The sequence below is a fragment of the Pseudomonas taiwanensis DSM 21245 genome, assembly GCF_000425785.1.
GTDB lineage: Bacteria > Pseudomonadota > Gammaproteobacteria > Pseudomonadales > Pseudomonadaceae > Aquipseudomonas > Aquipseudomonas taiwanensis.
Genome location: NZ_AUEC01000012.1, coordinates 179685 through 200793 on the forward strand (window position 1 = coordinate 179685; position 21109 = coordinate 200793).

General features: G+C 52.8%; 20 protein-coding genes. 7 read left to right on the top strand and 13 right to left on the bottom strand.

The genetic code is table 11. The annotated features are described in order from the left end of the window. The first annotated feature begins 76 nt into the window (after nt 1-76). A complete protein-coding gene (locus tag H620_RS25535; RefSeq protein ID WP_049818707.1) occupies nt 77-1288 on the top strand; it encodes an MFS transporter in 1212 nt (403 codons plus the stop codon). Nucleotides 1289-1362: 74 nt separating this feature from the next. Beyond that, the gene (locus tag H620_RS26255; protein ID WP_081669630.1) at nt 1363-2256 is read left to right on the top strand and encodes a dihydrodipicolinate synthase family protein; all 894 of its coding nucleotides are present in this window, start codon (nt 1363-1365) and stop codon (nt 2254-2256) included. 44 nt (nt 2257-2300) lie between these two features. Here the strand turns inward: H620_RS26255 and H620_RS0104665 are convergent, their stop codons facing one another. Further along, on the bottom strand, nt 2301-2783 hold the full coding sequence (locus H620_RS0104665; RefSeq protein WP_027906839.1) for a DinB family protein: 483 nt from the start codon (nt 2781-2783) through the stop codon (nt 2301-2303). A 532-nt stretch (nt 2784-3315) separates the two neighbouring features. Here H620_RS0104665 and H620_RS27335 point away from each other — a divergent pair. Beyond that, on the top strand, nt 3316-3657 hold the full coding sequence (locus tag H620_RS27335; protein WP_081669631.1) for a hypothetical protein: 342 nt from the start codon (nt 3316-3318) through the stop codon (nt 3655-3657). After that, complete coding sequence (locus H620_RS0104670) at nt 3587-4006, top strand: hypothetical protein (RefSeq protein ID WP_027906840.1); 420 nt, start codon at nt 3587-3589, stop codon at nt 4004-4006. The genes H620_RS27335 and H620_RS0104670 overlap by 71 nt, the downstream gene beginning before the upstream one ends. A 114-nt stretch (nt 4007-4120) precedes the next feature. Here the strand turns inward: H620_RS0104670 and H620_RS0104675 are convergent, their stop codons facing one another. Both H620_RS0104675 and H620_RS0104680 read right to left on the bottom strand, forming a co-directional pair. After that, nucleotides 4121-4996 carry a hypothetical protein gene (locus H620_RS0104675; protein WP_027906841.1) on the bottom strand — a complete coding sequence of 292 codons (876 nt, stop codon included), beginning with the start codon at nt 4994-4996 and terminating at the stop codon, nt 4121-4123. Between the two features lie 14 nt (nt 4997-5010). Continuing rightward, nucleotides 5011-6306 carry an AAA family ATPase gene (locus tag H620_RS0104680; protein WP_027906842.1) on the bottom strand — a complete coding sequence of 432 codons (1296 nt, stop codon included), beginning with the start codon at nt 6304-6306 and terminating at the stop codon, nt 5011-5013. Between H620_RS0104680 and H620_RS0104685 the strand changes: the two genes are divergently transcribed. Continuing rightward, a complete protein-coding gene (locus H620_RS0104685) occupies nt 6299-7168 on the top strand; it encodes a DNA adenine methylase (RefSeq protein WP_244880942.1) in 870 nt (289 codons plus the stop codon). The two genes, H620_RS0104680 and H620_RS0104685, sit on opposite strands and share 8 nt — an antisense overlap. 29 nt (nt 7169-7197) lie before the next feature. Further along, the gene (locus H620_RS0104690) at nt 7198-7941 is read left to right on the top strand and encodes an 8-oxoguanine DNA glycosylase (protein ID WP_244880943.1); all 744 of its coding nucleotides are present in this window, start codon (nt 7198-7200) and stop codon (nt 7939-7941) included. Here the strand turns inward: H620_RS0104690 and H620_RS26855 are convergent. The 5 genes from H620_RS26855 to H620_RS25540 form a co-directional block, all read right to left on the bottom strand. Then, nucleotides 7912-8310, bottom strand: coding sequence for a nitroreductase family protein (locus H620_RS26855; RefSeq protein WP_155950763.1), 399 nt, complete (start codon nt 8308-8310; stop codon nt 7912-7914). The genes H620_RS0104690 and H620_RS26855 overlap by 30 nt on opposite strands. Nucleotides 8311-8611: 301 nt before the next feature. Beyond that, the gene (locus tag H620_RS0104700) at nt 8612-9217 is read right to left on the bottom strand and encodes a 7-cyano-7-deazaguanine synthase (protein ID WP_027906846.1); all 606 of its coding nucleotides are present in this window, start codon (nt 9215-9217) and stop codon (nt 8612-8614) included. Then, nucleotides 9214-10422 (bottom strand): PfkB family carbohydrate kinase, encoded by a 1209-nt coding sequence (locus tag H620_RS0104705; protein ID WP_027906847.1) that lies wholly within the window; start codon nt 10420-10422, stop codon nt 9214-9216. Before H620_RS0104705 ends, H620_RS0104700 begins: the two co-directional genes overlap by 4 nt. 16 nt (nt 10423-10438) lie before the next feature. Then, nucleotides 10439-10768 (bottom strand): hypothetical protein, encoded by a 330-nt coding sequence (locus H620_RS0104710; RefSeq protein WP_027906848.1) that lies wholly within the window; start codon nt 10766-10768, stop codon nt 10439-10441. 356 nt (nt 10769-11124) lie between these two features. After that, nucleotides 11125-11493, bottom strand: a complete 369-nt coding sequence (locus H620_RS25540) for a helix-turn-helix domain-containing protein (RefSeq protein ID WP_155950764.1) — start codon at nt 11491-11493, stop codon at nt 11125-11127. 408 nt (nt 11494-11901) lie between these two features. Between H620_RS25540 and H620_RS27725 the strand changes: the two genes are divergently transcribed. Beyond that, on the top strand, nt 11902-12153 hold the full coding sequence (locus tag H620_RS27725; protein ID WP_081669633.1) for a pentapeptide repeat-containing protein: 252 nt from the start codon (nt 11902-11904) through the stop codon (nt 12151-12153). A 123-nt stretch (nt 12154-12276) separates the two neighbouring features. Here the strand turns inward: H620_RS27725 and H620_RS0104720 are convergent, their stop codons facing one another. The 5 genes from H620_RS0104720 to gmtY all read right to left on the bottom strand — a co-directional run bounded on the left by H620_RS0104720 (nt 12277) and on the right by gmtY (nt 20767). After that, nucleotides 12277-13161, bottom strand: a complete 885-nt coding sequence (locus H620_RS0104720) for a tyrosine-type recombinase/integrase (protein WP_027906849.1) — start codon at nt 13159-13161, stop codon at nt 12277-12279. A gap of 259 nt (nt 13162-13420) precedes the next feature. Then, a complete protein-coding gene (greB, locus tag H620_RS0104725) occupies nt 13421-13912 on the bottom strand; it encodes a transcription elongation factor GreB (RefSeq protein ID WP_027906850.1) in 492 nt (163 codons plus the stop codon). Between the two features lie 320 nt (nt 13913-14232). Continuing rightward, nucleotides 14233-14826 carry a gamma-mobile-trio protein GmtX gene (gene gmtX, locus H620_RS0104730; protein WP_027906851.1) on the bottom strand — a complete coding sequence of 198 codons (594 nt, stop codon included), beginning with the start codon at nt 14824-14826 and terminating at the stop codon, nt 14233-14235. Next, the gene (gmtZ, locus tag H620_RS0104735; protein WP_081669634.1) at nt 14826-18833 is read right to left on the bottom strand and encodes a gamma-mobile-trio integrase GmtZ; all 4008 of its coding nucleotides are present in this window, start codon (nt 18831-18833) and stop codon (nt 14826-14828) included. Before gmtZ ends, gmtX begins: the two co-directional genes overlap by 1 nt. A gap of 560 nt (nt 18834-19393) precedes the next feature. Beyond that, the gene (gene gmtY / locus H620_RS25545; RefSeq protein ID WP_081669635.1) at nt 19394-20767 is read right to left on the bottom strand and encodes a gamma-mobile-trio recombinase GmtY; all 1374 of its coding nucleotides are present in this window, start codon (nt 20765-20767) and stop codon (nt 19394-19396) included. Nucleotides 20768-21109 lie beyond the last annotated feature (342 nt).

Genomic DNA, 21109 nt, shown 5'->3' on the forward strand with positions numbered 1-21109 from the left:
AAGGCACCTCAGCCTTGTGGTGGGTGAGTCTGGCTGCCGTGCCCAAGGATCGTGTTTAAAGACTCAAGAGTTGCTCATGCCTAGCCGAACAAAGATTCCCCTCACGGTATACCTCCTCGGGCTCACCATTTTTACCCTGATCACCGGTGAGTTCATGGTGGCTGGCATCATGCCAGCCCTTGCTGAAGCGTTTTCAGTAAGCCTTGCAAAGGTCGGTAACCTGATAGCCTTTCATCCACTTGGTATGGCTCTGGGAGGCCCACCCCTGGCGGTGCTACTGATAGCAGGCGGAGTTGGCAACAAACGTGCGTTGGTGTGTTTGTTGGCCTTGTTCGTCATTGCTTCGTCGATGGCAGCCGCTGCTCAAAATTATGAAGTATTGCTGTTGGCACGGGTTGTCATGGGGGTTGCAACCTCTGCATGCATGGGCCTTTGCATGACGATCTGTGCTGGCCTTGTAAGTCTTGAGTCCAGAGGGCGTGCAGTGTCGATAGTGCTAGCAGGCTTGATGCTTTCGCCTGTGGCCGGCGTTCCGCTCACCAATTTTGTCGAGCACATGTACGGATGGCGTGCGAGTTCCTGGATTGTGGCGGGGCTATCGCTGATCTGTACCTTACTGGTTGCGCTATGGGTATCTGACGCGCAGTCCAGTGATCAACCTGTACTACGGTTGCAGATGCGGAGCCTCAAGAGCATTAGTCTCTGGGGAGCCTATTTCACCAGTGGTTGTATTATCGGCGCGACCTTTGCGGCGTTCAGCTACATCACCCCGATTCTCATCGAGGAGGTGGGAGTGTTGCCGAGTTCTGTTGCACCTCTCCTAGTCCTGTATGGGCTCGGAAATGTGATCGGCAACACTGTAATTGGGCGGATTGCAGACCGTTACACCTTCCAGGCGCTGGGGTGGGGATTAGTTTTACTCATTTTAGCATTAGGCGGCTTTGCTCTTGCCGGAGATCTCCGCTGGCTCAATCTTGGTTGCTTCTTGGCCTTTGGGTTTACAGGAGTGGCTCTCAATCCGGCAATGGTTGCACGGGTAATGAAGGCTGCTGAGCCACATGCGCTTGTAAATACCCTCCACACTTCAATAATTACTGGTGGCTTGGCTTTTGGCAGCTGGGCTGGCGGAGAGGCAATTGATGCTGGGTTCGGCCTGCGCGCCCCACTATGGGTGGGTGTAGGAATGGCTTCACTGGGTCTTGCGAGCCTTGTGCTGCCCATTTTGAAGCAGCGCTCAGAGAGACTTCGAACAGAAGCAAAATCTGGCAGCTGCAGCTTTGTCGAGTAGAAGTCAGCCAGTGGGGTATCGGGCTTAGTTCTTCATACTCCTGTGTGTATTTGGATCAATGAGAGGTAACTGGTATGTTCACTGGCTTGAGTGCTTTTCCATTAACCCCAATGAGCGAGGATCAAATCGATGAAGCGTCATACGTTCATTTGATCTCGCGGCTCGTCAGGGCTGGGGTTGACTCGATAGGGGCATTAGGCTCGACTGGCAGCTATGCCTATCTTTCGCGAGGTGATAGAGCACGCTTGGCAAAGCTAGCCGTTGAACATGCTGAGTCCACGCCTGTAATGGTGAGCATTGGCTCTTTACGTACAAAGCACGTCTTGGAGCTGGCTGAGGATGCTCAGAAAGCAGGGGTGAGTGGTGTTCTACTAGCCCCTGTGTCGTACCAGGTACTTAATGATTCTGAGGTGTTCGAACTCTATAGAAGCGTGACTTCAAACTTATCTGTGCCTCTCTGTGTATATGATAATCCTGGGACTACCCATTTCACCTTCTCAGATGATCTGCATGCTCGTATTGCCCAATTGCCTAACGTTTGCTCGATTAAGATCCCAGGAGTGCCTGCATCACACTCTGAAGCCCAAGCGCGTGTCGAACGCCTACGTGCAGTAATTCCGGCACATGTGAGCATTGGCGTCAGTGGAGATGCCTCTGCTGCCACCGGCCTCAATGCTGGATGCGAAGCTTGGTACTCGGTGATTGGTGGCTTGTTCCCTGAGACAGCACTGGCCATCACACGTGCAGCCCAGCGCGGCGACGCAGAGGAGGCACAGCGCCTCTCAAGTCAGCTGCTGCCACTTTGGCAGCTGTTTGGCCGTTGCGGCGGGAGCTTGAGGGTGGTGGCAGCAGCCGCGGAGCTGCTCAACCTGGTTTCTGCTCCTAGCCTTCCTTTGCCTTTGAAGAGTGCAGAGGGGCAGGTTCGGGAAGATCTGAAAAACCTGCTTAAACTTCTTGATCTGAGATAGCTTGGATTGCATAGGGCGCCCCGCATTATGCGGGGCGATACGAGTTATCGGTTAAGATAGGAAGTAAAGTTGGATTTCCAGCCCTTTAGGAAGTCTTTTGGAAAAATGCCGGCCACTTGGCTTTTGTGTAGTAGTCCGTGGGTGATCAGGTGGGTTAGGATTTGTTCTCTTGTCATGTTGCCATCATCGCCATCCATGAAGGTAAATGAAATCCTTTCTTGGAGTTCGTGGGCGGTTATGTTTTTGACGTAGTCTAATAGCCACTTGTTAGTGTTGCGGAAGTCTTGTTCGAGCTCACCAATATCTTGCTCCTCATCTGTGACGGTGGAAGTGAATTCGGTTGAGGTTCCAGTGAGCCTGGATATGAAGATTTTATCGACGATGTTGATATGGGCTAGATAGTAGAGGCCTTCTTTTAATTCGGCAGGGTGATTATGTATGTCTGCTGTTAAAAGGCAGTCAAAAATTTTACCTTCTGACCAGCTTTTGTATTCAAATAGCTCCACTAATAGGTTTGAGGCGAACATAATTCCTCCAGTTGTTAATCGCGGGGTATAATTTCTGTGGGCCGCTATGTCCGTTGGTGCACAAGAAATTATGCTTTCCTCGGGTGTCGGCTTTCCGTTTGTGCAGTCGGGCAGGCTTTACTCATCCATCAGTGCCTGTGCCGTTAAATTAATAGTTGATGAATTTGACTTAACTGTCAACCTGATATGTTGATTTTAGGATATACAGGTACTTTGCATTAGTCTCTCAGATTTTCTGAGTCTGAGTTATTGGGTGAGCAGCTTGATAGCATGTACAAGCAATGTGCTCGCACAAAAAAGCTGATTGCCATCTGTATATGAGCAATCAGCAAGTTTAGTATTTTGATTGGGGTGTAGAGTGATAAGGGGGTCTTATGTGGGGGATGAAAACGATTTTCTTGGTTTGCGGGGGGACTCCTCCAATTCTCAGCCGTTGCTGACAAGAGCACATCCAGGCGCAGTATCCCGGCTTCGTCATTATTGAATTATCTCGTTGATGGGCATTCAGACTATAAGTGGCAGGGGAGGCGGAATGCGTATTCGAGGGGATGTATTTTGGGGCTGGGTTGATCCAGTGCTGCATCATCGGACGCATGGGGAGGTGCTGGACGATGGTACGGTAATAGATGTCCAGGTCAGGCTCTCACGGACTCGGCAGACTCAGCTGTTCATTGGTGTCTATAGGGGTTGCGGGATGGCTTTGTATGAAGAGGCTTTCGACTCTCGACCAGGCGAATCTTTGAGTCGAGCTTTGGTATGGGGTGTAGTGCGAGGTATGGGCAGATTACGGGGGGAAGAATTCCATGAATACAAAGCTTGTCAATGCGATACGGGAGCAGATGAGAGAACGGGCTCTGGCCGCTCGCGCTGGTAAGGGCTATCTGATCCTGTTTATCAGTCAATCCTCATTAAAAGGCTACTCGGGTGATCAAATGCAACGAGCTGATGACGCCCTCAAGCAAATGGCTCTTTCGGAGGATTTTCAAGCAATCGGCCTTGAGATCCAACGAAGGATGTTGCGTCCTGACTCGCTGCCCAGCGATATCGTTGGCCCCGATGCGGGCTTGTATGTCCGCTTTGTGTGGCAACTGGTACCGTCGGCCTCCAGCCAGCTTGAGCACGTTTCCCGGTCTGCTCAAGCGTGTTTCAAGCAGGCCCAAGTTGACGCAGTAGACGTAACTAGGGATCTTGAAAGGATATTCTTGCTGGTTTACGGCGACTAACTCCGGCTACTTGTCGGGGTAGATGAGGGCGGTGCCGAAGCCGGCGCGCGGAGACACCGTAATCAGTGTGGATAGGGGAGGAAAGCTCTCCCCTCAGCGCACAGACCAGATCCACTAAGCGATGAACGATCGAGGGCATTCGGAAGCGAGCTTACGTCCCATCGGGCTGGCTTTGAAGGTAGCCAGTTCACACGCCATTCTCAGCATGGACTCTACCCGCTCCGCCCGCATTCCTTTGCTTCCCGCTTGTTCCAAGTGAAGAGCCAACATCTCTGTCAGGTCATGGCCTCGGCTGAGCGCCCAGGGTTTGGTGTTGGCCTTTTCTATTTTCTCAGCCTCTTCGAGCAGGTCTTCGACATAGTTTTTGTTGTTCGACCAGTACGGTAGTTGGGCTTCAAATGCTTTCTGGTCGATGACAAGGTTCCGTGCGTCGAAAAAGGGTTCTATCTCAAAACTGTTCAGGATGCTGGAGGAAAGTTTAAACGCCTTGACGGTAACAATATCTGCAGCGCGCAGGGAACCAAGGTAGCGAGATGCAGCCTCCAGCTTGCGTTTGATATCCGGTGCGCTAGCCCGATCAATGCCGTGGTTGATCAGTACCTTCTCCAATGCGCCATTGTTGATCAAGAATGCTTCCAGGTCATTGTACTCAACCAACGATTTATGATGGCAGAATGCATTGTAGATGAAGCGCGGATCGCTGATCATTTTGACACCGGCAACATTGTCAAAGTCAACGTCGGCGAAGAAGAAAAGCTCAAGATCGCTGTAGTGTGGATGTTTGGACGCTTGGTAGATTTTTTCTACAAGCTCTTTGCCACGCATCCCGGCAAACCGGATGCTAGCACCTTCCTTACACCATTGTTCAAGGAAGAACTTATCGGTCACTCCCTCTACGACAATGGTCTGCTCTCCCTTGGATTTGAACATCAACTTGGCGGTATTCAACAAGTTGGTTGGATTGCACTGTGCATCACGAAGTCGACTCATCAGGTTTCCCATCCTTAGGAATGTTGGGTATACAGCTCAGCCAGCTCTACGGTGTCATCCCAACGATGGCCAATCACCATGGGCGAGTGGGTCGCGACGACGGTCGAGAATCCATTGATTTCACGGATACTCTCCAGGATGTCCAGGAATTTCTCCTGCCACTCAGGGTGGAACGAGATCTCTGGCTCATCAATCAAGACCAGTGAGCCAGGCTCCGTCTTGAACACCAGCTTACCCAGGATGACCAGAAGGTGCTGTTCGCCTGACGACAGAGCTGCCAGTGACAGGGGGTCTTTCTCTCCATCTTTGGCCCGGATTACGATCCCTCCGTCTGCCGACGGCCAGGCTGTCGTGAACGCGAATAGCGAGTTGATCGATTTCGTAAAGACTTCGAGTTTGTTTGCAACTGGAGCAAGCTCCGAGAACTTATGGTGGATGTCATCCAGGTAAGTCTTGAGAACGACCCGGGTGGCGTAGTCGCTGATCTCTGTCTGGTTACTCAGGTGTGTGGTTGAGCTGTCCTTGGGGAGCAATCCCAGTCGTTTATACCGTGACTCATGATGCTGGACTGCCGCAATCGACTCCTTGATTGAGTCTTCTGAAGGGGCTTCCCCCGACTTGAGGGAGTCGATGATGCGAGCCGGAAAGCTGGTCTCCTTCTCACGACCGATCTTGAACTGGTTACGAATGGTGTCCTTGATCAGTTCGGCGATGTCGCGCGCGATCAGTGTCACCATCGACGAATGGGCGGATGGATTTTCGCCCTCTTTGAGTCTGTTCGTCGGAATTGAATAGATGGACAACTGTGCACGCAAATCTTCAACCCAGTCGATCGCGCGGAATCGGTGGCGGAGATTGCTTTTGCCACCATACCTTGCCAGCACTTCGTGTCGTTCCAGAATTTCACCAGAAACGTCATGTTTCCACGTGGTGTAGCCGATCCGGGTCAGGAAGTTCAGCTCGCGCTCGATGAAGTAAATGCTTTCATCGATGTTGTCCTCGAACGGGTCGCCTAGCTTGGCAAATTTGCTCCCGCGCGAGAATGAAACCATTTGTTTGCTTTTGTCTTCAAGCGTCTTGTAAATGGTGAGGGGGTGGCCTTCCGAGAAGGTGAACTCAATGATGGAGTAGTTTTCGCGGATGAAATAGTAATAGTCGCCAGATGCGAAATTTTGCAGGATCCGAAGAATGGTTGACTTACCGTAACCGTTCGGCGCAGTAATAATGGTATTACCGCTTGGCGGATCCAGATTGATCTCGTAATCAAAACGACCAAAGAGTTTCTCGGCTCTGAATTTTACAATGCGCATCAATATTCCCTTTGAGCTGTATTCGCAACCCTGCCGAACACCTTGGGCTGTGTTGGCAAAAAGCCATGATGATGCTCAGTATAACCCTTCCAAGAGTACTGGGAATACGGTCTCAAGCCGCTTTGTGCCGTCAGGAATGGCGCTCGGGCCAATTGACATCATCGTCACTTTTGACGATGATCAAGTCATGAATTATCCAGGCGGAAAGGGCAAGTGCTACCAGCGCTTGATCAATCTGATGCCCTCGCATCAGGTCTACATCGAAACCCACCTAGGGGCAGGCGCCGTGATGCGGCACAAGAAGCCGGCGGCTCGCAGCATTGGCATCGACATTGATCCTGCCGTGCATGCCTTGTGGCAGCAAAACGACTTGCGCGGGCGGTGCGAATTCGTGCATAAGGACGCCCGCGAATTCCTGCAGGGGCACACCTTCACCGGGAACGAGTTGGTCTACGCTGATCCTCCTTACCTGCCGGAGACCCGCAAAAGCAAAAAAGTTTATCGCTTTGAGTACGACCAGCAGGGCCATGTCGAGCTATTGGCAACCTTGAAGACGCTTCCGTGCATGGTGATGGTCTCGGGGTATCGCAGTGATCTCTACCTGGAGGCGCTGGAGGGGTGGCGAATGATTAGCTTCAACGCCAAGACGCATTCAGGTATGCGTGAGGAGTGTGTCTGGATGAACTTTTCTGAGCCCGAGGCGATACATGATACCCGCTATCTGGGCCATACCTATAGAGAGCGGCAGACCATCGCTCGCCGCCAAGTTCGGCTGCGCGAGAGGATCGCACTCATGCCTCCGGTAGAGCGCAATGACCTGATTCAGTGGATGAACGACACTTATGGAGAGGGAGTGAGATAGCCATGCAGATGGGGTGTGTAATCTCAGATATGATCGTACACCGGCGGCAGTTTCCTGAAGCGCAAAGCGAGGTGCTCCCTGGTGTGCAATGGGGGCCGATCGAAGCCTTTCCCTCTCCGGCCTACTGGGCGTACCAGGCGTGGGCGGATGAAATTCAGCCGCACCCCCTGAATTACAAACTGGGCTCCACCTTGAGGGAAGAAGTGGGCGCCTGCCTTCTCGGTGGTCATGGTATCCCTGCGAGCGTAGGTTTGGCCGCCTTTGCACATCTCAAGGGCAAAGGGGCTTTTGCCTGCCACCTGCCTTCAGAAGGTGAGCTGCTGGCCTGGTTGTCCGAGCCGCTGAAACTTGACGGAAAAACGGTGCATTATCGTTTTGCCCGGCAGAAGTCCCGATATCTCCATGCAGCCCTCAGCGCCTTGCACGCCGACGACATTCCTCTGCACTCTGGCCAAGCGCTGCGGAACTGGCTGCTTTCGATTCCTGGCATCGGGTTCAAGACCGCCTCATGGATCGCGCGCAACTGGTTGGACGCCGATGATGTGGCCATCCTGGACATCCATATCCTGAGGGCGGGCGCGCTCGCGGGTTTTTTCACTCCGGGCTTGACGGTGGAGCGGCATTACCTGCAGTTGGAGCAAGAGTTCCTGGCGTTCAGTCGGGCGTTGTCGGTCAGGCCATCTGCATTGGATGCGTTGATGTGGTACCAGATGATGTCCGCATCGCATGTTGTCCATGATCTTTTAGGCAGAGCCAAGTTGAGGGCCGCCTGAGCCTGCAAGTTCAGGACTGCCAATCAATGCCATACCGACACCGGCCAGTCGTCCTGCAGGGCATAGCTCGCTGACCCACGGCTCACCGGTGATGCCCAAGGGGCAGAAATGCATGCCGAGAGCTTCGGCTGCAATCGACAGCGTACCTAGTAAAGCGCCGGCATCACGCCAGATCAGGCTCGCAGCGTGATGATACTTGGCGTAACTCTTGCCAGGCTCGGCAATCAAAGCGATTCGGGTGGCGAAAGGGGAGTCGATAACCTCCAGGCTTTGACCCAGAAGGGGCGTGAGGGCAGGGGAAACACCAGGCACCTGCACAAGCGCATGCGCCTCCCCGTCATATCGATACCAGTCGGGAAGATCCGGCATTTTCAGAAGCAGGTGAATGGGATGGAGCGCGCCCGCAGAAGGGGTAGGGCGCTGCTCCAGGCGAGGCCCGTACCCAGAAGGTTCGCACGCCATGATCCCTGCGGTGTGCCAGAGAAGCGACCCTAGGGCATCTATGTTCACCGGCCCGAAGGATCGTCTGCTGCGTCGCCGTGTCAGCGCCTCGAAAACTGAGGGGGAGGCTGCTTTAGGAGCACTGCCTTTGGTGGCAGCGAAAAACAGATGCTCTCCCGCCGGCCAAGAATAGAGCTCATAGGGCTCTGGAATCGACCGTGGTGAAGGGCTAGGGTGCCGTGTCCAGGTCATGATCCAGCTCTTTCCAGACCTCGAAATACTTATTGCAGCCCCTGCAGTTACCGCAGAGCACATTTGATTTGTGGCAACTGTGCGCCCAGGACAAATAGTTCATTGGCACGCCGGAGGCACGCACCAATTCGGATGTTGTCAAATTGATCGCGGGCGCCTCTACGGTCATACCGCCCTCTTGCATGGCCATCAACTGGCTGATGGCGGCCACGAATGCGGGTGTTCCATCCTGGTGTGAGCCGTCAGAACTGACAGACCCCAGGTACAAGACGTTGGCTCCGAGGCTGATCGCTTTCATGGCGGCGAGCGTGATCAGCATCTGGTTCCTGTAGGGCCACCAGTCCGACGCAGGGGCATGTGCATCTGCGTTGGCCCCGGCCATATCGCCTGAGCCCAGTGATCGGCAGTCAATTGAGACAACATGGTGCTCAATGCCGAGATGTTTGCAGATGGTACGCGATGCACCGATCTCCGCTTGCGCCGCGAGTTGCCCATAATCAAGGGTGATGGCCAGTTCCGGGCGTTTCCACCAGGCCAAAGCCAGGGAGTCCATGCCTCCCGAGAGGAGCAGGGCACGCTTCATACCGCCACAGCCTCCCAAGAAGTCTGGTAAATCGCGGTGACGAAGTCGTTGCTGATCACGCAATGCGTACCCTCCATCATCTTCTTGTCTTCTTCGGACTCGTTTTCCACATACAGGATCACAGGTTTACCCAAGGCCCTGGCGTAGCCGATCTCGAAAATAGTGCCCGCGTCCAGCCCGTCACCGATCACGAACATCAACTCACATTCGTGAATGGCATCTACATCCTTCTGGACGACCTCCGCTGCGGGGCCATGGCCCACGTCATGGTAGGGGGAGAACACCCCAAGGCCCATGTCCAAAAAGGCGTTACGCGCCTCCTCTACCAACCAGAGTTGGGCAAGGGTGAAGAAGGGGCCAGCCAGGTAAATCTTGGGCCGCTTCCCGTGACGGTAATCGTTGGAAATTATCAGCGGCGCCGGCTGGAAGTCCTTCAGTCTCTTCTGTGTGCCAAACCCCTGGTGCTGGCAGTAGAAGGCGGTGGCGCGCGAAGCATTCAGTGCGGCATCGTGGGGCGGGAGTTTGAGCTCAAGCCAGTTGTACGCGAAATGGGCGACGAAATTGTCTCCCGAGCCAATCTTGAAAACCCTGGAGGTTGCGTAGGCCGGGACTGTGGAAGACTGGCCGCCTGTGTACACCAACGCGCCCAGAGGCCCCCTCTTGATGATGACGACCTCGGCCTTCTCCATTTCGGACAAGGCAGCGGCGAGCCTCTCGACATTGGGTTCACGGCTTCCGTACAGTGCCTCTGCTTCGTTGTGGTTGAGAATGAGGGCAAGGTGCTTGGCTTTCGAACCGTTTGCCGAGAAGCTCTGTGGGCTCACCGGGCTCTGGGGGTCGTAAACGGCGAACTCGGCGTCCACCACAGCATCCCCCTCAATCATGCCAAAACGCACAACCCAGTCGGCCTTCACTTGCAGGGCCGGCAGGTCAACAACAGGCTTGAAAATCGATGGCGTGGACAATCCGTGGGTGTAGGAGAAACCGACGGATTGCTCGATGCTTTCAAGATGCACATCGAAACCTTCAAGTGCGGCACGCTGGCAAATCACCCCTTCCGTGTGGGCATCTGCATAGGCGTGCAAGCTCACTTGGGCCCCCATCCTCGCAAGCGCTGTCGCGGCACGACCGCCCGAACCATACACCTCGACCCAGCGAGGTGACATGCAACGCTCTTGGTACACTCCACCAACTACAGTGATCATCGTGAGCTTCCTTGCCTTAAGCTGTGTAAGGGTAAATTCGAACTCGAATCTCTCCGCCGCTCTTTTCCTTTACTTCGGCGAGATAAATTACCCCCTCGCTGAGGCAGCGCTGGAGCAACTGGATGTCGGGGGAGGCGATTCCCCCGGCCAATCGCCCGCGCCACAGTACTTGAACGGTACTGAAGCTGTTCAGCGTGTTGACAACGACCTCCAGGACATCGCCGACCTCAATCTGATCGACCACCTCTTCCTTGGGTGAAGAGAGCTGGGTGTACAGCTCCAAGGTTTCACAGGCGGGATTAGCGGCAGATGACCTGCCGTAGAAACGGGTATTGGAGCCAGACATGAAACATTCCTTGTGGCGTCGGTATTGGGCGCGATCGGCCTCTACCGTTAGCAATCAATGCGGTGATGACACATGGCTATCAATCTAGCATGGAGCGTTCGCGAATAGCACGTCTGCAAGATCGGGAGTGTGTTCACTTTCAGACGAGTTGCTGTTAAAGCCAGTGGGCCATCTATGCGCTCCCGGCTTGGTATCTCTAAGGCCGTGGAGCAGCTCTTCTGGTTAGGGGCTGAACAGTGGCCCTAAGTGGTGGCGCGAGTACCAATACGGCAGCTAAGGGATTTAACGCATAACCGCAACTCTGGACTGTCGTTCAACCACCTACAGTTCAGGGCGATCACGCCTTGTTGACACCCTCAATGCACTGCTGCTGCCAAGCGGGGCCCCGGCAAATGGTGCATATGATCGGCAGCATCACTCATTGCTCCCTCCAGCCCAGGAACACCTCCGTCCCGCTCAAGACTCTGTATTTCAGCATGAACTTGCTGAAGGAGATCCACCGCAGATCTATCCGTATCCTGGCACAGAGTCAGTGTCATGAGCGTCAGCGGGCTCAGCTCTAGCCGCTGGCTGACTTGGTCTAGTTTTTCCAGCGTGATGTTTGACCTGGCGCCTTCCAGCTTCGACAGGTAGGTGCGGCTGGTATCCCCGAAATCCCGCTGTGAAATATTTCGTTTGCTCCGAAGCGATCGAAGGACGGTGGCAAAGGACGTCTTGAGCGTCATATGCGGTTCCTGTGCTTACCAATTTGTCACTCCCGGTGGCTGCTGATGCTGCGACCAACCCTGTGCATTCGCCTTATGGCTTGAGCGGACAATCTAACATGCGGGTTTGAGGCCAGGCTGTTCATTAGCTGGCACTGGGGGAGGTTCGTGTCATCGCCCAAAATTCTGACGATGCATACAGTATATGCTTGATCAGCTTGCGAGGAGAACATTTGTACTCTTGCGATTGATGAGTGCCTTACATGACCATTCGCAAGGCTATAGCCGACGTGTGTATGCCTTTTCCTTTTTGAAGGGCATGTGAAGCAGCACTGCCAGCTCCTTGAGCAACAAGCTGACGATGAGCCACAGTCTGATTCAGGTAGACATGAGCGGCCTGATCGCTCCGTTTGCAATGATCCATAATCTGTGGATGGTGCCATCCTTTGCAGGCGCAGATCTGAGGCACGCCAGGTTCTACCAGACTTACTGCGACCCTGCTGTGAGTCCGGGTGTTGGGGCGCTGACACTGACTTCGCGGGCGCTGATCTGCGGCATGCCGATTTTCGATTGGCCTATCTGGCCCGGTCGAGTTTCCAAAAGGCGCGTCTCGACGGAACGGACTTTAGAGGCGCGGTCACGACGAGGTCGCGGCTAATAGGGGCGACTGGCGATATCTAGAAAGAGAGAGGCAAGATCACCAGGGCTGGTTCGTCTTTGCGTGAAGGATCATCGGCTGCCGGGGCGATGCTCCCGGCAGTCGAGTCATTTTTCAGAAGGCAGTTGAGGTCAAGATGTTAAGTACTAGGCGTCTTTTATGCCTAAAGATTTGTAGATAGCTAAGGTCATCGGAGGCAGTGCATGGCGCATTAGCCTTTTAATATTGTTCGGATCGAGGGTCTTGTCTGCAATCGCTGATTTTACTATCGCAAGTCGTGCGCTGTGCGACGTGATGTAAGAATCTAAATAGCAGCCTTTGAGCCACGTTTTGTAAAGCTTGTTGAATTCATTGCTGCTCATTGGACTTGATTCGCTATTTTTGGATGGAAACAGGAATTTCTCTGGATCTGCGCCATGTTGGGAGGCGAGCAAAGCTATGGCGCTTGGGACAGGTAATGTCCAAGTAAAGTCATTTGTTTCTACAGTCAGGCTCGATGGTGTGAGAGTGAGGTGTTTTTTTTGCAGCTTAAGAAAAACATGACTGCGAGCCCCCGTAACCACGAAATCCATTAGGGCATTGTCACGAAGGCTGCCCTGACTTTTCACGTGTTTTACCAAGATTTCAAGTTGTCGAGAGGATAATATGATCTTTTTGGTGCGCACTTTAGATGCAGGGGCACGAGTCAATTGCGTTGGATTGGAGTAAGCGCTTAGCACATAAAAGGGCAAGTCGGAGACAAAGGACGAAATCGCTGACGGTGGCACGTCTTCGTGATTTAACTCAGCCTGGGCGACTTCAGACAGTCTCAACTGTATGACAGCTAAGTTTGGAACCACGGGATGGATTGGCGGCTTTTCGGCCTCTTTCATGAGGTTATGGTAGCTCAAATAGCCCAACCCTCTGGCTAGCACCTCTTGAGCTAAAGAAAGCTGGATAGACTGATTGCCAGGCCACTTTTTCTGAAAGGCTTTAGCCAGGCGTTTGAAGCTATGACGTTTAATGTCGTCAGGATAGACAGGAATTTGCATTGCAGTTCTCCAAGCGCCAGGGTGTCGGCTGCCCGCTGACGATTGTCGAAATGCGTGCAAGGAAATGAGGCGCCTGATAGCAAATGCTTTCGCAAGCCGACCGCTCGGTTCAGGTAATCCGGGAGTAGAAGTCTAGCATGTAAGTGTAAAAACTCGCAACAGCGCGTTCACAATAGCGCGTTCACAATGTCGGGGAGGACATTGTGGCTCCCCGATTATCTGGCTGAGTGAAGTCAGGAGGGCGGATGAGTAATGGTAGTTACGGTTGTGAGGGCGTATGCTGTTCATACGATATGCTTGCTATATACCAGGTTGCTTCGCCTGTCGGCGTTTGCACCACTACCTCATCGCCTTCTTCTTTTTTCAAAAGCGCACGAGCCATGGGAGAATCAATTGAGATATAGTCATTTCGTCCATAAATCTCATCGTAGCCAACAATCCTGAATCGCTTGCTATCACCGTCCTCATTGTCGATTTCGACCCAAGCGCCGAAGAATACTTTGCCTTCTTGTTCCGGGGAGTAATCGACGACGCGAATGTCCTCAAGCCGCTTTCTCAGATAACGAATGCGTCGATCAATTTCACGCAGCAATTTTTTATTGTACTGATAATCCGCGTTCTCGCTCCGATCACCAAGAGAGGCGGCCCAAGTCACCTTCTGGGTGATCTCGGGGCGATAGGTGTGCCAGAGGTGGTCGAGCTCTGTCTTCAGAGCGTTATGGCCTGCGCGGGTGATGATGTTGGTGGCCAATCTCGGCTCCTATTGTTAATCGGGACACCGAGCGCTCCTCTATCGGACGCTCGACGACTACATGAAGATGGCGACATTTACACCGATTCGGCTTAGAGCCTTGAGCCGCCACGTATCGTCCGTACGAGCCTACCACGCTGAAGAAGGCAGAGTGCGATGAAGCAAAGGTGAGTCTTCCCGCAGTGTTGCTCATGATCGACCTCGACCTCGACCTCGACCTCGAACTCGGTAGAGGAGCGTTGAGGTCAACCGCACCACAGTTAATGGCGCAGTCTTGGGGTGGCAGGCTGGGAAACTCGCAAGCGCGGCGGGGCGGAAGGCTAGAGATGCTTCAAGGCCTTATCAATCGCATTCATCGTACCTGGTCGGAAGAGCTCGTCGTTGTTTGGCCCGCAGACCTCGCCTCGTGGCCCCCGCGTGAGTGAGCGCTTGGTGAAAAAGGCTTCAGAACTGATGTATTCCAACGCTCGTCGCTCTCCAGGTAGTAGCTTGAACTGCGCTGCCGGCTGTTGCCTTAGGTCGATTTCAAACACCCGATCGCTTGGCAGCACCTCTTTGATTATCCGTTGTGCTGCCTTGAGCTCCGCCAACAGCATCTTGGCCAAGAGCTTTGTTTCCCCCATTGGTAATGCTTCAATCCAGCCGTACGGGCCGGTAGCTTTGGGCTCCTTAGGCCCTACTTTGGGTGCAAACGAGTCGATCAATGCGCGGTAGTTGGCTCCGCTGGCATTATGCAAGCTCTGTGTTGCCGGGACGCCGTATGCCTTGCCAACGCGAGAAATCATCGCGTAGCTGAAATCGGTGCTGCCGCGCTCGCGTTGCTCCTTGCATGCCATGTAAACCGCATCGAGCGTTTTGTGCGTGCGGGGTTTGCTGGTGGCTTTAAGCTCTGCCAAGAGCTCTTCGGGGGTCATCAGGCATACTCCTCAGGCGAGTGCAGAACAACCGATTTGCCCACCTGCTCGAACGTGTATTCGATCACACCCGCGTCCTGGGTATTGCGTGTTCGTTGAGCGTTATCATCTTCGAGGGCATAGGCAAGTACCGCGCTGGCTTTCTCCCCCTTCAGTAGCATCTCAAAGGATTGCATGGTGAGCCTTTGGTTTTCCGGAAGGTCGCGCATCAGTAACCGTCCATCTACAACAGCGTCCAGGTTGTCCCATGATCCCAGGCGTGAAAGCAGGAACTGGGTAGCCTGATTGCCGATGACCAGTTGCTGTCGCTTGTCCAGCCGGAAGAATGTCGGCTGAAGCTCGTTCAGCTGCAGAAGTCGATCCAAGTGCTGAGAGCGTGTCGTGAGCGCCAGGTCGGCTTTGGCTGAGACGTAGATCTGAGCATTTTCGCAGACCTCGCTCAACTGTTGGAAAAAGGATGTTTCCTCAAAGGCAAACATTACCTCATGTTCTTCTTGAATGATAAGTTGGGTGGCGTTTGAAGCATGATCGTTGTCAACCTGTTCGTTGAGGGCGGCTTGGCACTGTTCCACTAGTCGCTTGATTCCATTCATGTCCGACAGGTACATGTCCGCCGTCCGGGAAGCAGTGGAAATTTGTCCATAGTTGCCATTGATCTGAGACTCAAGTTCATCTAGCTCCGTGGTATCATAAGTCCCTCCAGCATTTTCAATGTCACTCTGATCTTCCCTGCATTTTTTGGCGCGCTGCTCCAGATCGTAGTTGAGCTCTTCCATATCATGAATGTGGTCAAACTGGAACTTTGCCGCAAGCGAGATCTCATTGCTCAGAGATAGCAGGCCTCCCAAGAAAACCGGCCCAGTAATGAAATGTCTGCAGCGAATGCAGTTCTCACTTCCAAGGTAGCCCGCAGGCACGTATGTCCACTTTCCGACTTCTGCCATGAAGCCGTCATGGCAACGATCAGCAGCATAGGGGCATAGTCCGTAATCCCTGAACAATGTACTGCCTGGCGCTAAACTTCCTGCAAATCGAGTAATGGCTTCAGAATTGTTTGTGATCAATGCATGGCGTACCTGCTCGGTGCGACCCTGCTGGATTTTCTGCCAGTCCTCTCTAGCTTGGGAGGACAGGGCCCGCTTCTCTGCCTCCGTAAATTTCAGCCGCATCATTTTTTCATTGATTTTCACGTAGTACATAGTCATGACAACAGAGCTGTGGCCTACGATCTTAACGATCATTTCCATAGGAATACGCTCGTCCATAACATAGGCGGTAATCAGGCTGACCCGCATCGTGTGAGGAGTATAAATAGATGTGTAGGAAGTGACTCCGTTCGGGTTGCCGTTTAGTGTTGCCAGTTCGACACTTTGAGGCTGTGAGTTATAAAGCGCGATGGCGATACGATTGTGAAGCCTAGGGGAGAAGCTCCCGCTGCATTCTTCTGCTCCAAGCTCCCGGAATAGGAAGCAATTGCTCCCCTTGGCTAGAAGGTCATTTTCTGAGTAATTTGTATGGCGGCACTCAATCCAAGGCATCGCCCGGGTTATTGGATTGTACTTAGTTTGCCATTCCCTTAACCGGATACACCACAAGCCGAGTGCTGCTGGCATCCAGGGGACGTTATAGGTTGGGCGCTTGCGTGAAGTTTTGTTGGTTGTGATATGCATGCCAATTTCATCGTCTTCATATCGCTTGATGAATCCCTGTGGCTTGGGCTTGCCCTTGATTCGCTTGGGGTTGGTAATCCATTCAATTTTACCGTCACGAATGACAGGGATTTCCTGGTCACCCTCCCCGGAGTCAGCGTAGGCAATCTGAAAACCGCGCAATGGGACTGAGGCAAGGGCGTAAGTATGCATCCAGGCGGCCGGGAACCAGATACGGCACTTTCCGTTGACAAACTTGTAGACGCAGTTAGGGTCGTCAGGATCGATCAGATTCTCGTCGAATTCATACCAGTCAGCCTCAAACTCATGCAGGTGAGTGAGGTCTGAGAAACTTTGAGCAGTAGGGGGAATAATCCAGTCTCGCAACCCAGCTACGTGGTGGAACGCCAGGCAAGGTTTGACGGTTTCACTTGGCTGGAAACTGGGTGCGATTGCCGGATTGATCACCATGAATGGATCCCGGGCTCCCTCAATCATGATACGTTCGCGGGTATCTTCGCACTCAATGCTCAAATTGCTACTAATATAGTGTTCAGAAAATTCCTTGAGCGCGTTAACCACCTTGCGCTGCAGCGTTTCCTTTAGGGTGGTGATATAGAGTTTAAATTCATCTGTGTTGAAGCGGTCTGATGTGAAAATGTCGGTTGGATGGCGACCGATTTTCCTGGGGGCGAGAAAGTCGCGAACGTAGCGGACAATGTAGTTCTCTTTGGTCGAAGCGCCCCTGACACTGCGTAAGAACTTTACGATTGCCGGTTGCCACTGCTCATAAGGCGCACGCAAGGTCGAAATAGTATAGGGCTCTGTTTTTCCAAGGAAAGAAGTCCAGTTGATCCACTCATCATCATATACCTTGTCAGGTGTGAGTGGAAAACGATTGTCGCCAGTTTCAATGATATGGGCCTTGTACTCTAGTGCAGAACTAAGGCCGAGCGGCTGAAGTTTTGCAACGACTTCCTCGTAAGAGTATGGCTTGATCATGTCGCATAGATCAAACCAGTTTACCCAGTCGTGAGGGAAACACCGCTCCGGATTCGCAGGAAGGCATGGGTGTTGCGATAGCTTTTCTCGATACTCTACACTGTTTTTTATGCCGAGATACTTTACGGCAAATTTGAGTTCCTCAAGAGTAGAGCACTTCTCGGGCAAGATAAAGTCGGCCCAAGTGGTGTAATCCTTATATACGTCACGTGGGGCTCCAGGAAGTTTTGGGTCTCCGTGCCGAAGCCGCGCATAATCGGTAATTGAAACAACGCCCAAGTCACGTGCGGCTGCCGCTGCCGCGCGCATCGTTGGGTAGAATGCACCAAAAAGGAAAGCGTGCCATCCGGTCTTCGGCCATGCTCGCTGATAAAAGATGTCTGGCCTTTTGGGGAGCATGGGGTCTTCGCTGAAGCGGGTCAGATAATCATTTTTGACATCGATCCCGAGTTTGCGGACGGCAGCAGTAGCTTCTTCGATAGTGGGATACTTTGGTTGCCCGCCCAGGAAGTCTTCCCAGTCTTTCCAGTTGGGATACGCTCTATCTGGCGATGGGGGGAGGCGAGTATCTTCAGAGAAACATGCATGATATTCGCCTTTCGTGGCAATACCGAGCGCCCGCACGGCAGCCTGGGCTTCATGATAGTGTTCGTAGGGTTTTCGAGCCAGCCCCAGAAAATGCAACCACCCGTGCCACATTTTCTTGTAGGTAGACTCAGGGCCTGCGGGGAGGCGAGGATTCTCTGCTCTCAATTTAATGTAGGCCGCCCGAGTTGTTATGCCTGCATTTCGTACCAGATCTCGCGCATCTTCGTATTTGAGGAGTGCTTCCTTGCCCAGACCCAAGTAATCATTCCATCCATTCCATTCCTTATAGGCTAGCTGAGGAGCAGCATAGAAGCGTGGGTCAATATCGATGCAGGTGTCTCGATAGTCCGACGCAGTACGGAAATGGTAAGAGCGTGCGATTGCGCGGGCCTCATAATAATCTGAATATTTTTGCTCTTTGTCGAGAAAGTCAATCCAGCCCTTCCATTCAGAAATGTATGTTTGGTCTGGTCGAGAAGGGAGTCTGAAATCTCTTTTGTAAAGTTTTAAATATTCGGCGGATGAGGTAATGCCAAGTCTCAAGACTGCACACTTGGCATCTTCAAAGCTGTGGGTTTCGGGTTCGGCTTGCCCGATGAAGTGCAAATGGCCACGCCATTCTTCTGGATAGTATTCATGAGGGGCGCTCGGTAGGCGAGGATCCTCTGTGCGGCGCTTTTTATATTCTCTAACGGTTGTGATTTTCAAACGAATACACGCTTCGCGTGCTTCTTCAAACGTTGGGTAGAAATTTTTTATCTTGCCCATTTGGGGGCTCCAGTAAGTTAATAAAAGAAAATTGATATGCAGTCAGTTTTTAATCAGGTACTACTTGATGTGCCGCATCCGTTCGCCGAGTTGCTGCGTAGCGTGGAAGGAATTTATCTGCTGGCGGAGAGGCTTTGTGGCTAGGTTTATGGGTGTGGGAGAATTTGAATGCTTGTTTTCGAGTCTTGCTGTCTGCCTATTTGGATTTCTCAAGTTAAGGTCTCCTTTCTCTGGCTGGTTAAGCAGAGTTAGCTTCCCCCGGTTGTCCTCGTCGGCTTTCTCTGTGGTCTGATTGTCGATGTTGTGTAGGGCAGATAGGAAGTCGCCAGCCGTCTGTTCAAGATAATTGTCCAGAGTGTCGGTGATGCGCATTAATGATGTTTGACTGCTGTGCATTCTTGGCTCTCTGGAAATTACATTGACTAGTAGGTGCTCGGGGTGTTTTTATAGGGCGAGCGCATTCATACCTCGAAACCTTCGTCGTAGGTTTAAAGGCGTCTTCAGTAGGCCGATGGCACTTTACTGATAGGTGTGCGAGCCTTTGTGGGTCTGGGTAGAATCTATGGTGATTGCGGTGCGTCCGAATTTGGGAGCGTGGCTTTATGCGCAGCCTCAACTTGGCGCATTTTCTTGCGAAGATCCGAGTTGGTCGGTTGGATATACACTTGGCAAGAGGTTACGCATTTATGGTGCATGGCTTTTTTGATCTCGACAGCACTGAATCCAGCCTCTGCAAGTCGATAGCCATAGGCATGTCGATGTCCGTGTTCGGTAGTGCCATGGTATTTGGCAGATTTCAGACCAATTCTCTCTACGGCGGCACGATGCAAGCGCTGGAAGTTCTTGATGGTTTCAGGCTCGCCATTACTGTTGGTAAATGCATACGGGTGTCCCAGGCCTTTCGGTTCTACGCGCTGATAAAGCACGTAATTACGAAAGGCCAAGAGAAATTCTTGAGCTTTCGATGGTGGGAAGAACTGAACTTCAAAGTAACGTTGATTGTTAATGGCGGGCGCCTTCCAGCCGGCATGCTGGGATTCTGATTTCAAATAATCTGTGCGTGGCTTTAGCCGGAATTTTTTAAGTAGGTACTCTCTGCGGTTTGCATAGTTGTCGTTCTTGACTTTCCCATCCGATGGATGGTGGATGGTCACGACTGCTTCCATTAGATCTTCATCAATATCTATGTCGTCAAGGTAAATGTGAAATGCCTCGCTTTTACGAATGCCGCCACTGTTCATCAGGATTGTTATGCACTGACTTTTCCAATCGGTACGCAGGTTTTTTTCCTCGTCTTGCTTGCCTGCAATCACGAAACCTTCATCAAGAAGCCTGTGGAAGTGCTTTTCAGGAAAGCGCTTAACTTCATCGACAATCACGCTTGATTGTTGCCGTCCCACCTCGCGGGTAAAGAAGTTCGCCTCCGCTTGCGCGTCGCTCGTTAAGTGATTCAAGAGCTTGTTGTCTTGGCGATGATGGTAGGCGCACCAATTCAGCCGCTCCTCATAGCCAGAGGCGTCCCTGATCGGGTTCATGAGAACCCCACTGTGGCCTGGTTGACGAGTGAGCCAGTCGGTGTATCCCGTCAATAGGTTGATCAGGTCGTCGGCAGTCTCCGTCGTGCGGGGCCCCCAGTACAAGCCTGTCGGGTCTTCCAGGCGCTCGTCGACTGTTCCGTAATACAGCGCATGCCGAAAACCTTTGAGGAGGTCTGTGGGCGAGGTGAAAGGGATGCCGCCGTGGTCAACGAAGGTGAGCAGCAGCCGGACGACCAGGTTCACTTTCTGGTGCCACGATTGGCTCCGATGCTGCTCACTCTGATACTGCAGCAGGGAGGTCAGGATGCCCTTGTCGGTCAGCACAGCCGGCAAGCGAATCGTCTTCACATTGGTCGGCCCCCGGTAGTCGACCTTGACCTTGACGACGGCGTTCATCGATCGCGATCTCGGATGAGGAGGGGACGAATGAGCTGGGGGCGCTTGTTGACGTGGGACTCATTCGAAAGCGAGGCGACGGGGTCGAAGGGTGTGGCAGTCTGATTTTCGAGGAGCATGTGAAGTAGATCCTAAAATGTGGAGGGGGGGTTGACGTGTTAGGTATACTCGGTATATATTAGTGGTAGCTATAAATCCATGTTAGCACTGTTGCTTTTTCTTTAGGAAGCGCTTTTGCGTTTCTCCTACTATTTTGTGCCTGCCTGCCTGCCTGCCTGCCTGCCTGCCTGCCTGCCTGCCTGCCTGCCTGCCTGCCTGCCTGCCTGCCTGCCTGCCTGCCTG

Excerpts from the sequence above, each read along its gene's own strand:
- H620_RS0104685 (WP_244880942.1), top strand. The coding sequence starts at position 6,299 with ATGCGCATCAATATTCCCTTTGAGCTGTATTCGCAACCCTGCCGAACA.
- H620_RS0104690 (WP_244880943.1), top strand. The coding sequence starts at position 7,198 with ATGATCGTACACCGGCGGCAGTTTCCTGAAGCGCAAAGCGAGGTGCTC.
- H620_RS0104680 (WP_027906842.1), bottom strand. The coding sequence starts at position 6,306 with ATGCGCATTGTAAAATTCAGAGCCGAGAAACTCTTTGGTCGTTTTGAT.
- gmtZ (WP_081669634.1), bottom strand. The coding sequence starts at position 18,833 with ATGGGCAAGATAAAAAATTTCTACCCAACGTTTGAAGAAGCACGCGAA.
- H620_RS27335 (WP_081669631.1), top strand. The coding sequence starts at position 3,316 with ATGCGTATTCGAGGGGATGTATTTTGGGGCTGGGTTGATCCAGTGCTG.
- gmtX (WP_027906851.1), bottom strand. The coding sequence starts at position 14,826 with ATGACCCCCGAAGAGCTCTTGGCAGAGCTTAAAGCCACCAGCAAACCC.
- H620_RS26255 (WP_081669630.1), top strand. The coding sequence starts at position 1,363 with ATGTTCACTGGCTTGAGTGCTTTTCCATTAACCCCAATGAGCGAGGAT.
- H620_RS0104675 (WP_027906841.1), bottom strand. The coding sequence starts at position 4,996 with ATGAGTCGACTTCGTGATGCACAGTGCAATCCAACCAACTTGTTGAAT.
- H620_RS25535 (WP_049818707.1), top strand. The coding sequence starts at position 77 with ATGCCTAGCCGAACAAAGATTCCCCTCACGGTATACCTCCTCGGGCTC.
- H620_RS25540 (WP_155950764.1), bottom strand. The coding sequence starts at position 11,493 with ATGACGCTCAAGACGTCCTTTGCCACCGTCCTTCGATCGCTTCGGAGC.
- H620_RS0104665 (WP_027906839.1), bottom strand. The coding sequence starts at position 2,783 with ATGTTCGCCTCAAACCTATTAGTGGAGCTATTTGAATACAAAAGCTGG.
- gmtY (WP_081669635.1), bottom strand. The coding sequence starts at position 20,767 with ATGAACGCCGTCGTCAAGGTCAAGGTCGACTACCGGGGGCCGACCAAT.
- H620_RS0104700 (WP_027906846.1), bottom strand. The coding sequence starts at position 9,217 with ATGAAGCGTGCCCTGCTCCTCTCGGGAGGCATGGACTCCCTGGCTTTG.
- H620_RS26855 (WP_155950763.1), bottom strand. The coding sequence starts at position 8,310 with ATGCCGGATCTTCCCGACTGGTATCGATATGACGGGGAGGCGCATGCG.
- H620_RS0104720 (WP_027906849.1), bottom strand. The coding sequence starts at position 13,161 with ATGCAAATTCCTGTCTATCCTGACGACATTAAACGTCATAGCTTCAAA.
- H620_RS0104705 (WP_027906847.1), bottom strand. The coding sequence starts at position 10,422 with ATGATCACTGTAGTTGGTGGAGTGTACCAAGAGCGTTGCATGTCACCT.
- H620_RS0104670 (WP_027906840.1), top strand. The coding sequence starts at position 3,587 with ATGAATACAAAGCTTGTCAATGCGATACGGGAGCAGATGAGAGAACGG.
- H620_RS0104710 (WP_027906848.1), bottom strand. The coding sequence starts at position 10,768 with ATGTCTGGCTCCAATACCCGTTTCTACGGCAGGTCATCTGCCGCTAAT.